Raw genomic sequence first — 13083 nt, 5'->3', positions numbered from 1 at the left:
TAGTAAAATCAGCAGATTATGAAACAGAATGATGGTTTTCTTATAGAAGCCATTTTTCTTTTTTGAGCAGGTAGAAAGACTCAACGTATCTATCTTTAAGAGAAAAAACTACGCTAATAGCAGTAGTTGTATTTATTTGTGATTTTGCACAAATTTTTTTGTGTGTTTATAATACTCATGATTTGAGGGGTGAAGCAGTTGACAGGTCAACTAGTTCAATACGGACGCCACCGCCAACGAAGAAGTTATGCCCGTATTAGTGAAGTATTAGAGTTACCAAATCTTATCGAAATTCAAACCTCTTCTTATCAGTGGTTTCTTGATGAGGGTTTGCGAGAAATGTTCCAAGACATTTCTCCGATCGAAGACTTTACGGGAAATCTATCGCTTGAATTTATCGACTACAGCTTAGGTGAACCTAAATACTCTGTAGAAGAATGCAAAGAGCGTGATGTGACGTATGCAGCACCACTTCGTGTAAAAGTGCGTCTAATCAACAAGGAAACTGGTGAAGTAAAAGAACAAGATGTGTTCATGGGAGATTTCCCACTCATGACAGAGACTGGAACATTCGTAATTAACGGTGCAGAACGTGTTATCGTTTCCCAGTTAGTTCGCTCTCCAAGCGTATACTATAGTGGCAAAGTGGATAAAAACGGAAAACGTGGTTTTACTGCTACTGTAATTCCAAACCGCGGAGCTTGGTTAGAGTATGAAACAGATGCTAAGGATGTTGTATATGTGCGTATTGACCGTACGCGTAAACTTCCTGTAACTGTTTTGTTACGCGCATTAGGGTTTGGCTCTGATCAAGAAATCACCGAGCTTTTAGGTGATAACGAATACTTAAGCAATACGTTAGAAAAAGACAACACAGATAGCACAGAGAAAGCATTGCTTGAAATTTATGAGCGTCTACGCCCTGGTGAACCACCAACAGTAGAAAATGCAAAGAGCTTACTTGTGTCTCGTTTCTTTGATCCGAAGCGCTACGATTTAGCAAATGTAGGTCGCTATAAGATCAACAAAAAGCTACACATTAAAAACAGATTGTTTAACCAACGTTTAGCTGAAACACTGGTGGATCCAGAAACTGGTGAAATTTTAGCGGCAGAAGGAACAGTCTTAGATCGTCGTACACTGGATCGCATTCTACCTTACTTAGAGAAAAACATTGGATTCAAAACAGCGAAACCAATGGGTGGAGTGGTAGCAGGCGATGTTGAGCTGCAATCTATTAAGATTTATGCTCCAGAATCAGAAGGCGAACGATCTATAAACGTAATTGGGAATGCAAATATTACTCGTGATATAAAACACATCACACCAGGTGATATTCTTGCTTCTATTAGCTACTTCTTTAACTTGCTATATAAAGTAGGGGATACAGATGATATTGACCACTTAGGAAATCGTCGTCTGCGTTCTGTAGGAGAGTTACTACAAAACCAATTTCGTATCGGTCTTTCTCGTATGGAACGTGTTGTTCGTGAGAGAATGTCGATTCAAGATACAAATGCAATTACACCACAAGCGTTAATTAACATTCGCCCGGTTATTGCATCTATTAAAGAGTTCTTCGGAAGTTCTCAGTTATCTCAGTTCATGGATCAAACAAACCCATTAGCAGAGTTAACTCACAAACGAAGACTATCTGCATTAGGACCCGGTGGTTTAACGCGTGAGCGCGCAGGCTTTGAAGTACGTGACGTTCACTACTCTCACTATGGTCGTATGTGTCCAATCGAAACACCAGAGGGACCAAACATCGGTTTGATCAACTCATTATCTTCGTTTGCGAAAGTAAATGAGTTTGGTTTCATTGAAACGCCATACCGTCGTGTTGACCCAGAAACTGGTCTTGTAACAGGGCATGTTGATTATTTAACAGCAGATGAAGAAGATAACTATGTTGTAGCCCAAGCGAATATGAAATTATCTGAAGAAGGGGAATTCCTTGATGAAGATATCGTAGCTCGTTTCCGTGGTGAAAACATTGTCACAAATAAAGAACGCATCGACTACATGGATGTATCTCCAAAACAAGTAGTGTCGGCAGCGACAGCTTGTATTCCGTTCTTAGAAAACGATGACTCTAACCGCGCACTTATGGGAGCGAACATGCAACGTCAGGCGGTTCCGTTAATGAATCCGGAATCACCGATTGTAGGTACAGGTATGGAGTACGTATCAGCAAAAGACTCAGGTGCTGCAGTAATCTGTAAACACCCTGGTGTTGTTGAACGCGTAGAAGCACGTGAAGTTTGGGTACGTCGCTATGTAGAAGTTGACGGTCAAACAGTAAAAGGCGACTTAGATCGCTACAAAATGCAAAAATTCATTCGTTCTAACCAAGGAACTTGCTACAACCAACGTCCAATCGTAAGTGTTGGAAATGAAGTTGTAAAAGGTGAAATCCTTGCGGATGGTCCTTCTATGGAATTAGGTGAACTAGCACTTGGACGTAACGTGCTTGTTGGCTTCATGACTTGGGACGGTTATAACTACGAGGATGCGATCATTATGAGTGAGCGCCTTGTAAAAGATGATGTGTACACTTCTATTCATATTGAAGAATATGAGTCAGAAGCTCGTGATACGAAGCTTGGACCAGAAGAAATTACACGTGACATTCCAAACGTTGGGGAAGATGCATTACGCAACCTTGACGAGCGCGGTATCATTCGCGTTGGTGCAGAAGTAAAAGATGGAGATTTACTTGTTGGTAAAGTAACACCTAAAGGTGTAACAGAATTAACAGCTGAAGAACGTCTATTACACGCTATCTTTGGAGAGAAAGCACGTGAAGTACGTGATACATCACTACGTGTACCACACGGTGGTGGCGGTATTATCTTAGACGTAAAAGTATTCAACCGTGAAGATGGCGATGAATTGCCACCAGGCGTGAATCAACTTGTACGTGCATATATCGTTCAAAAACGTAAAATTTCTGAAGGTGACAAGATGGCCGGACGTCATGGTAACAAAGGTGTTATCTCTCGTATTTTACCAGAAGAAGATATGCCTTACTTACCAGATGGTACGCCAATCGATATCATGTTAAACCCATTAGGGGTACCATCTCGTATGAATATCGGTCAGGTATTAGAGCTTCATCTTGGTATGGCAGCAAGATACCTTGGTATTCACATTGCAACACCAGTATTCGATGGTGCTCGTGAGGAAGATGTTTGGGGCACGATTGAAGAAGCTGGTATGGCAAATGACGCGAAAACAATCCTGTATGACGGACGTACTGGTGAGCCATTCGATAACCGCGTATCTGTTGGTGTCATGTATATGATCAAACTTGCGCACATGGTTGACGATAAACTTCATGCTCGTTCTACTGGACCATACTCACTTGTAACGCAGCAACCTCTTGGAGGTAAAGCTCAGTTCGGTGGACAGCGTTTCGGTGAGATGGAGGTTTGGGCACTTGAAGCTTATGGTGCTGCTTATACTCTTCAAGAAATCTTAACAGTGAAGTCTGATGATGTTATTGGACGTGTTAAGACGTATGAAGCAATTGTTAAAGGTGAAAATGTTCCAGAACCAGGCGTTCCTGAATCATTCAAAGTATTGATTAAAGAACTGCAAAGTTTAGGTATGGACGTTAAAATGATGTCTATCAACGATACAGAAATTGAAATGCGTGATACGGAAGATGACGATGATCATCAATCAGCAGATAAATTGAATGTTGAAGTTGAGACAACTAAGGAATAATTGGGATAACCTGTAGACTAAAAGGGAGGTAGGCCCCTTGATAGATGTAAATAACTTTGAATATATGAAGATTGGACTTGCTTCACCTGACAAGATTCGTTCTTGGTCATACGGTGAAGTTAAGAAACCAGAAACAATTAACTATCGTACGTTAAAGCCTGAAAAAGATGGCTTGTTCTGTGAGCGTATTTTCGGACCACAAAAGGACTGGGAATGTCATTGCGGAAAATATAAACGTGTACGTTATAAAGGTGTAGTTTGTGATCGATGTGGCGTTGAAGTAACGCGTGCAAAAGTTCGTCGTGAACGTATGGGTCATATCGAATTAGCTGCTCCTGTATCTCATATTTGGTATTTCAAAGGTATCCCGAGCCGCATGGGACTTGTCTTAGACATGTCCCCTCGCGCGCTTGAAGAAGTAATTTATTTCGCTTCTTATGTTGTAACAGAAAGTGGAGATACACCACTTGATAAGAAGCAATTACTTTCTGAAAAAGAATACCGTGCATATCGTGATCGATATGGCAGCACATTCCAAGCTGCTATGGGTGCAGAAGCGATTAAAAAGCTACTGCAAGACATCGATTTAGATAAAGAAGTAGACTTCTTAAAAGAAGAATTAAAAACAGCGCAAGGACAACGCCGTACTCGTGCTATTAAACGTCTAGAAGTATTAGAAGCATTCCGTAACTCTGGAAATCACCCATCTTGGATGATCTTAGAAGTTCTTCCAGTTATCCCACCAGAACTACGCCCGATGGTACAGTTAGATGGTGGACGTTTTGCTACTTCTGACTTAAACGACTTATATCGTCGTGTAATTAACCGTAACAACCGTTTAAAACGTCTATTGGACTTAGGTGCACCAAGCATCATCGTTCAAAACGAAAAACGTATGTTACAAGAAGCTGTAGACGCATTAATCGATAATGGTCGCCGTGGCCGTCCAGTTACTGGACCAGGTAACCGTCCATTAAAATCACTATCTCACATGCTTAAAGGTAAACAAGGACGTTTCCGTCAAAACTTATTAGGTAAACGTGTTGACTACTCTGGCCGTTCTGTAATCGTTGTAGGACCGAACTTAAAGATGTATCAATGTGGATTGCCGAAAGAAATGGCGCTTGAATTGTTTAAACCTTTCGTTATGAAAGAGTTAGTTGGAAAAGGATTAGCACACAACATTAAGAGTGCTAAACGTAAAATCGAGCGTGTACACCCTGAAGTTTGGGACGTTTTAGAATCTGTGATCAAAGAGCATCCAGTACTTCTAAACCGCGCACCAACACTTCACCGTCTTGGTATCCAGGCGTTTGAACCTACATTAGTAGAAGGTCGTGCAATCCGTCTTCACCCACTTGTATGTACAGCATACAACGCGGACTTTGACGGTGACCAAATGGCGGTTCACGTTCCGTTATCATCAGAAGCACAAGCAGAAGCTCGTATTCTTATGTTGGCGGCACAAAACATCTTGAATCCAAAAGACGGAAAACCAGTTGTTACTCCATCTCAGGATATGGTATTAGGTAACTATTACTTAACACTTGAGCGCGAGGGTGCAATCGGTGAAGGTATGGTCTTCAAAGATGCAAACGAAGCAATACTTGCATACCAAAATGGATATGTACATCTGCACACGCGTGTTGCAGTTGCAGCGAGTTCGGTAAATAATGTAACGTTTACTGAAGAGCAAAAGAGTAAGCTTCTATTAACAACAGTTGGTAAATTAATATTTAACGAAATCTTACCAGAGTCGTTCCCTTATATTAATGAACCAACAAACTCAAACCTTGAAAAAGAAACACCAGCGGAATATTTCGTTGAAAAAGGTGCGAACATTAAAGAAATTATTGCTAGTCGCGAAGAAGTGGCACCATTTAGCAAGAAAATCCTTGGTAACATTATTGCGGAAGTATTCAAACGTTTCCAAATTACAGAAACATCTCGCATGCTTGACCGTATGAAAAACTTAGGATTTAAATACTCTACAAAAGCTGGTATTACAGTTGGGGTATCAGACATTCTTGTATTAGGTGAAAAAGATGAAATTCTCCATGAAGCACAAGCAAAAGTAGATAATGTAATTAAACAATTCCGTCGTGGTTTAATCACGGAAGAAGAACGTTACGATCGCGTTATCTCTATTTGGAGTAATGCAAAAGATGTTATCCAAGGAAAACTGATGAAATCCTTGAATAAACGCAACCCAATCTTCATGATGAGTGATTCCGGTGCCCGTGGTAACGCATCGAACTTTACTCAGCTTGCTGGTATGCGTGGTCTGATGGCCAATCCATCTGGTCGTATCATTGAGCTTCCGATCAAATCAAGTTTCCGTGAAGGTTTAACAGTACTTGAGTACTTCATCTCTACGCATGGTGCGCGTAAAGGTCTTGCCGATACAGCACTTAAAACTGCCGATTCTGGTTACTTAACACGTCGTCTTGTAGACGTTGCACAAGATGTAATTGTTCGTCAAGATGATTGTGGAACAGATCGTGGTTTACTAATTGGTGCGATTAAAGAGGGTAATGAGGTTATTGAGTCACTATATGATCGTCTTGTTGGACGTTTTGCAAGAAAAACTGTAAAACATCCTGAAACAGGTGAAGTATTAGTTGTTGAAAATCAATTAATTACTGAAGATATTGCTCATATCGTTGAAAAGTCGGGTGTTGAAACTGTAAACATTCGTTCAGCGTTTACGTGTAATACTCGCCACGGTGTATGTAAGAAGTGTTACGGTCGTAACTTAGCAACTGGCACAGACGTAGAAGTAGGAGAGGCGGTAGGTATTATCGCAGCTCAATCTATCGGTGAGCCAGGTACACAGTTAACGATGCGTACGTTCCATACGGGCGGGGTTGCCGGAGATGATATCACACAAGGTTTACCTCGTATCCAAGAGATCTTCGAAGCTCGTAATCCGAAAGGTCAGGCAGTTATCAGTGAAATCGACGGTGTTATCGCAGCGATCAACGATGTTAAAGATCGCCAAGAAGTAGTTGTACAGGGTGAAGTTGAAGCTCGTACGTATGCTATTCCTTACGGTGCTCGTCTGAAAGTAACTCTAGGACAGCCAATTAGCCACGGTAAAGAGTTAACAGAAGGTTCTATTGATCCGAAAGAATTACTAAAAGTAACGGACATTACAGCCGTTCAAGAATACTTATTACGTGAAGTTCAAAAAGTATACCGTATGCAAGGGGTAGAAATTGGTGACAAACACGTAGAAGTAATGGTACGTCAAATGCTACGTAAAGTTCGTGTAAGTGACGCGGGTGAAACAGATGTATTACCAGGAACATTACTAGATATCCATCAGTTTACTGATGCGAACGCGAAGGTGTTACTGAAAGGTAAACAACCAGCAACAGCTAGACCGGTTCTACTTGGTATTACTAAAGCTTCACTTGAAACTGATTCGTTCTTATCTGCAGCATCGTTCCAAGAAACAACTCGTGTTCTAACAGATGCAGCAATTAAGGGTAAACGCGATGAACTTCTAGGATTGAAAGAAAATGTTATTATCGGTAAGCTTGTTCCTGCTGGAACAGGTATGAATCGTTATCGCAAAGTGGATCTTGTAAAAACAACACAAGATAACATGAATGTAGAAAACGATGAAGTTTATGTGGAACAGTAAAATTTTCCGTCGTAAATTTTGTATAAAAACAGCTAATCCTAGTTGACATTGTATGAATCAAAATGTTACTATAATCAATGTTGCTCCTTAACGATGCTTTGGAGGATATTTATATGTCTTATCAAAAAGTGTCAAATGCTGAAAATGTAGTCGTTGGTCATAAACGAACATTGGAAGCAATCAAAAATGGTATAGTTAAAGAAGTTGTTATTGCAGAAGATGCTGATGTGCGGTTAACCCATGTTATCATTCGTACTGCCTTGCAACATAACATACCCATAACCAAAGTTGAATCAGTTCGTAAACTTGGAAAAGTTTCGGGGATTCAAGTGGGAGCTTCAGCAATAGGAATAATAAGTTAAAACTGTTTTTGTGAGGAGAGAGCATTTGCTCTTCCTTGCAAAAACTTTGTTTTCAACTAATAATGAACCACCTGGATATGTGGTCATACAAACATGCGAAGGGAGGATAATCAAATGCCTACTATTAACCAATTAGTGAGAAATGGTCGTACTGATAAAGTATGGAAGTCTAAATCACCTGCGTTAAACAAAGGTTTTAATTCTTTAAAGAAAAAATCAACTGATATCTCTGCACCTCAAAAACGTGGTGTATGTACTCGTGTTGGTACAATGACTCCGAAGAAACCTAACTCAGCGTTACGTAAATACGCTCGTGTACGTTTAACAAATGGTATTGAAGTTACAGCTTACATCCCAGGTATCGGTCATAACCTACAAGAGCATAGCGTAGTATTAATTCGCGGTGGTCGAGTAAAGGATTTACCAGGGGTACGTTACCACATCGTTCGTGGTGCGCTTGATACAGCTGGTGTTGACAAACGTATGCAAGGACGTTCTAAATATGGTACTAAGCGACCAAAACCTGCTAAAAAATAATAAACTTATAATGAAAGGAGGAACTCAATATGCCTCGTAAAGGACCTGTTGCGAAACGTGACGTGTTACCAGATCCAATGTACAATTCTAAGCTTGTAACACGCCTAATCAACAAAATGATGGTTGACGGTAAAAAAGGTAAATCTCAAACAATTCTTTATAACGCTTTCGATATCGTTCGTGAACGTTCAGATAAAGAACCAATGGAAGTATTCGAGCAAGCTCTTAAGAACATCATGCCTGTTCTTGAAGTACGCGCTCGTCGTGTTGGTGGTGCTAACTACCAAGTTCCAGTTGAGGTTCGTCCAGAACGCCGTACAACTTTAGGTCTTCGCTGGTTAGTAAACTATGCTCGTCTTCGTGGTGAAAAAACTATGGAAGAGCGTCTAGCTTACGAAATCTTAGATGCAGCTAACAACGCTGGTGCATCTGTTAAGAAACGTGAAGACACTCATAAAATGGCAGAAGCTAACAAAGCATTTGCTCATTACCGTTGGTAGGATTCAACGTAAAATAAATGTAAGCATAAACCGCTTTATTTGTCGCTTATGGAAGTGTGGAGAGGGAGAATGCCTCTCCCTTTCGTTGGGCGCTCGTTTTACATAATGAGGGTACTGGACACTGGCATATGTAACAATATAAAGTGGCTTTTTTGCTACTTAAAATAAAATAATCCAATCCATATATGGAAGGAGCAAGACACCAAATGACAAGAGAGTTCTCTTTAGAAAACACTCGTAATATTGGTATCATGGCTCACATCGATGCTGGTAAAACAACAGCAACTGAGCGTATTCTGTATTACACAGGACGTATTCATAAAATCGGTGAAACTCATGAAGGTGCATCTCAGATGGACTGGATGGAGCAAGAGCAAGAACGTGGTATCACAATTACTTCTGCTGCAACTACAGCACAATGGAAGGGTCACCGTGTAAACATCATTGACACTCCAGGACACGTAGATTTCACAGTAGAAGTAGAACGTTCTTTACGCGTACTTGATGGCGCAGTAGCAGTACTTGATGCACAATCTGGTGTAGAACCACAAACAGAAACTGTTTGGCGTCAGGCTACTACTTATGGCGTTCCTCGTATCGTATTCGTTAACAAAATGGATAAGATCGGTGCAGATTTCTTATACTCTGTAGGGACAATCCACGATCGTTTACAAGCAAACGCACATCCAATTCAGTTACCAATCGGTGCTGAAGACGAGTTCAATGGTATCATTGACCTTGTTGAAGAGTGTGCTTACATGTACAGTAACGATTTAGGAACAGACATCGAGCGTGTTGAAATTCCTGAAGAGCATAAAGAATTAGCTGAAGAATACCGCGGAAAACTTATTGAAGCGGTAGCTGAGCTTGATGAAGAAATGATGATGAAGTACCTAGAAGGTGAAGAAATCACTGTAGAAGAGCTTAAAGCTGGTATCCGTAAGGCTACAACTTCTGTTGAATTCTTCCCAGTAATCTGTGGTTCTGCATTCAAAAATAAAGGTGTTCAAATTCTGTTAGACGCAGTTATTGACTACCTACCATCTCCATTAGATGTACCTGCTATTAAAGGTACTCTTCCGGATACAGATGAAGCTATTGAGCGTAAGTCTAGCGATGAAGAACCATTCGCAGCTCTAGCATTCAAAATCATGACTGACCCTTATGTTGGTAAGTTAACGTTCTTCCGTGTATATTCTGGTGTGTTAAACTCTGGATCATACGTGAAAAACTCAACTAAAGGTAAGCGTGAGCGTGTAGGTCGTATCCTACAAATGCACGCTAACAGCCGTGAAGAGATTTCAACAGTTTACGCTGGTGATATCGCTGCTGCTGTAGGTTTAAAAGATACTACTACTGGTGATACCCTTTGTGACGAGAAGAGTCTTGTTATCCTTGAGTCTATGGAATTCCCAGAGCCAGTTATCTCTGTAGCTATCGAACCAAAATCTAAAGCTGACCAAGATAAAATGGGTACAGCATTATCTAAGCTTTCTGAAGAAGATCCAACATTCCGTGCTCACACTGACCAAGAAACTGGCCAAACAATCATCGCTGGTATGGGTGAACTTCACCTTGATATCATCGTTGACCGTATGCGCCGTGAATTCAAAGTGGAAGCAAACGTTGGTGCTCCTCAGGTAGCATACCGTGAGACTTTCCGCGCTGCTGCGAAAGTTGAAGGTAAGTTCGCTCGTCAATCTGGTGGTCGTGGACAATTCGGTCACGTTTGGATTGAGTTTGAACCTAATGAAGAAGGTAAAGGTTTTGAATTCCAAAACAAAATCGTCGGTGGTGTAGTTCCACGTGAATACATCCCAGCTGTTGGAGCGGGTCTTGAAGACTCACTTAAAAATGGTGTACTAGCTGGTTATCCACTAGTCGACATCAAAGCTGCGTTAGTTGACGGCTCTTACCATGATGTCGATTCATCTGAGATGGCGTTCAAAATCGCTGCATCTATGGCGCTTAAAGCTGCGGTTTCTAAATGTAGCCCAGTAATTCTTGAGCCAATGATGAAAGTTGAAGTTGTAATTCCTGAAGAGTACATGGGTGACATTATGGGCGACGTAACATCTCGTCGTGGACGTGTAGAAGGTATGGAAGCTCGCGGTAACGCACAAGTTGTTCGCGCTATGGTTCCACTTTCTGAAATGTTCGGTTATGCAACGGCATTACGTTCTAACACTCAAGGACGCGGAACATTCTCAATGACATTTGATCATTATGAAGAAGTACCGAAGTCTGTTTCTGAAGAAATTATTAAAAAAAATAAAGGTGAATAATTGATTTTTATCGATTGTTCAAGTATAACTACTTATGTAAGCTTAGAAAGTGAGACTTAAGTTTCACTTTCTAGTCTAAATATAAAATAACCTATATAAACTAAGGAGGAATTTAGAATGGCTAAAGCTAAATTCGAACGTTCTAAACCCCATGTTAACATCGGTACAATCGGCCACGTTGACCATGGTAAAACTACATTAACTGCTGCGATCACTACAGTTCTTGCAAAAGCTGGTGGTGCTGAAGCACGCGGATACGATCAAATCGACGCTGCTCCAGAAGAAAGAGAGCGCGGAATCACAATCTCAACTGCACACGTTGAGTACGAAACTGAAACTCGTCACTATGCACACGTTGACTGCCCAGGTCATGCTGACTATGTTAAAAACATGATCACTGGTGCTGCTCAAATGGACGGCGGTATCTTAGTAGTATCTGCTGCTGATGGTCCAATGCCTCAAACACGTGAGCACATCCTTCTTTCTCGTCAAGTAGGTGTTCCTTACATCGTTGTATTCTTAAACAAATGCGACATGGTAGATGACGAAGAATTATTAGAATTAGTAGAAATGGAAGTTCGTGACCTATTATCTGAATACGGATTCCCAGGCGACGATATTCCTGTAATTAAAGGTTCTGCTCTTAAAGCTCTTCAAGGAGAAGCTGAGTGGGAAGAAAAAATCATCGAATTAATGACTGAAGTTGATGCTTACATCCCAACTCCAGAACGTGAAACTGACAAACCATTCTTAATGCCTATCGAGGATGTATTCTCTATCACAGGTCGTGGTACAGTTGCAACTGGTCGTGTTGAGCGCGGTATCGTTAAAGTTGGTGACGTAGTAGAAATCATCGGTCTTGCTGAAGAGAATGCTACGACAACTGTAACTGGTGTAGAAATGTTCCGTAAGCTTCTTGACCAAGCACAAGCTGGAGACAACATCGGTGCTCTACTTCGTGGGGTTGCTCGTGAAGATATCCAACGTGGACAAGTTCTTGCTAAAACTGGCTCTGTAAAAGCACACGCTAAATTCAAAGCTGAAGTTTTCGTATTATCTAAAGAAGAAGGTGGACGTCATACTCCATTCTTCGCTAACTACCGTCCTCAGTTCTACTTCCGTACAACTGACGTAACTGGTATCATTCAATTACCAGAAGGTACTGAAATGGTAATGCCTGGTGACAACATCGAAATGACTATCGAACTTATCGCTCCAATCGCTATCGAAGAGGGAACTAAATTCTCTATTCGTGAAGGTGGACGTACAGTAGGTTACGGTGTAGTTGCTACAATCGTTGCTGAGTAGTCTTTAATTAGATTATTAAAAACTCAAGGGATTCTCCCTTGAGTTTTTTTATTGCTTATTTATATAGAAGAAAGAGATGCATTTTCTATTTTTGAATGAGTTTCTTCTATAGTATATAAAACGAAAATAACACCCAAAAACTGTAAGTTAAATAAGAGTAGATGAAAACTTGATATTCTTTAAAGTGCCATGTATAATAGCAAAAGTAGAGAAAAGCAGATGCAAACAAAAAGATGCTTGCATCTAGACGAATAACATTGTATAATAGACAATGTTGGTCTTTGACTGCGATGAAGTGGAAGGTTGCTGACACACCCGGCCGCTTTGCCATGGCATGGTGTGGGGAAATTTCCATGGAGAAGGTCTATTTTAGAAATAGGCGAACGAAGGAGGGAAAATAATGGCAAAAGAAAAAATTCGTATCCGTTTAAAAGCTTATGATCACCGTATTCTTGATCAATCAGCTGAGAAAATTGTAGAAACAGCTAAGCGTTCTGGGGCAACAGTTTCTGGTCCAATCCCATTACCAACTGAGAAGACTATTTACACAATTCTTCGTGCTGTTCATAAGTACAAAGATTCTCGTGAACAATTCGAAATGCGCACGCACAAACGTCTAATCGACATCGTGAGTCCTACTCCGCAAACAGTAGATTCATTAATGCGTTTAGATTTACCATCTGGTGTAGATATCGAAATCAAACTATAAT

General features: G+C 40.7%; 8 protein-coding genes. All 8 read left to right on the top strand.

What is annotated here, in order from left to right; genetic code table 11:
- The first annotated feature begins 198 nt into the window (after nt 1-198).
- Nucleotides 199-3732 (top strand): DNA-directed RNA polymerase subunit beta, encoded by a 3534-nt coding sequence (gene rpoB, locus MR071_RS20120; protein WP_105587630.1) that lies wholly within the window; start codon nt 199-201, stop codon nt 3730-3732.
- Between the two features lie 37 nt (nt 3733-3769).
- Nucleotides 3770-7381: a DNA-directed RNA polymerase subunit beta' gene (gene rpoC / locus MR071_RS20115; protein ID WP_105587631.1), complete on the top strand. Its 3612-nt coding sequence runs from the start codon at nt 3770-3772 to the stop codon at nt 7379-7381.
- Nucleotides 7382-7494: 113 nt separating this feature from the next.
- Nucleotides 7495-7743, top strand: a complete 249-nt coding sequence (locus MR071_RS20110; protein ID WP_000121833.1) for a 50S ribosomal protein L7ae-like protein — start codon at nt 7495-7497, stop codon at nt 7741-7743.
- A gap of 114 nt (nt 7744-7857) precedes the next feature.
- Nucleotides 7858-8280, top strand: a complete 423-nt coding sequence (rpsL, locus tag MR071_RS20105; RefSeq protein ID WP_001142341.1) for a 30S ribosomal protein S12 — start codon at nt 7858-7860, stop codon at nt 8278-8280.
- Between the two features lie 29 nt (nt 8281-8309).
- Nucleotides 8310-8780, top strand: coding sequence for a 30S ribosomal protein S7 (rpsG, locus tag MR071_RS20100; protein WP_001137492.1), 471 nt, complete (start codon nt 8310-8312; stop codon nt 8778-8780).
- Between the two features lie 206 nt (nt 8781-8986).
- Nucleotides 8987-11065: an elongation factor G gene (gene fusA, locus MR071_RS20095; RefSeq protein ID WP_002169326.1), complete on the top strand. Its 2079-nt coding sequence runs from the start codon at nt 8987-8989 to the stop codon at nt 11063-11065.
- A 117-nt stretch (nt 11066-11182) separates the two neighbouring features.
- On the top strand, nt 11183-12373 hold the full coding sequence (gene tuf, locus MR071_RS20090; protein WP_002009778.1) for an elongation factor Tu: 1191 nt from the start codon (nt 11183-11185) through the stop codon (nt 12371-12373).
- A 400-nt stretch (nt 12374-12773) separates the two neighbouring features.
- Nucleotides 12774-13082 (top strand): 30S ribosomal protein S10, encoded by a 309-nt coding sequence (gene rpsJ / locus MR071_RS20085; protein WP_001040595.1) that lies wholly within the window; start codon nt 12774-12776, stop codon nt 13080-13082.
- The last annotated feature ends 1 nt before the right edge of the window (nt 13083 follow it).

Source organism: Bacillus cereus group sp. BfR-BA-01316, assembly GCF_022664195.1.
GTDB lineage: Bacteria > Bacillota > Bacilli > Bacillales > Bacillaceae_G > Bacillus_A.
Note: the sequence above shows the minus strand (reverse complement) of the source record. Positions and strands in the feature narration are given on the sequence as shown.

Excerpts from the sequence above, each read along its gene's own strand:
- fusA (WP_002169326.1), top strand. The coding sequence starts at position 8,987 with ATGACAAGAGAGTTCTCTTTAGAAAACACTCGTAATATTGGTATCATG.
- rpsL (WP_001142341.1), top strand. The coding sequence starts at position 7,858 with ATGCCTACTATTAACCAATTAGTGAGAAATGGTCGTACTGATAAAGTA.
- MR071_RS20110 (WP_000121833.1), top strand. The coding sequence starts at position 7,495 with ATGTCTTATCAAAAAGTGTCAAATGCTGAAAATGTAGTCGTTGGTCAT.
- tuf (WP_002009778.1), top strand. The coding sequence starts at position 11,183 with ATGGCTAAAGCTAAATTCGAACGTTCTAAACCCCATGTTAACATCGGT.
- rpsG (WP_001137492.1), top strand. The coding sequence starts at position 8,310 with ATGCCTCGTAAAGGACCTGTTGCGAAACGTGACGTGTTACCAGATCCA.
- rpsJ (WP_001040595.1), top strand. The coding sequence starts at position 12,774 with ATGGCAAAAGAAAAAATTCGTATCCGTTTAAAAGCTTATGATCACCGT.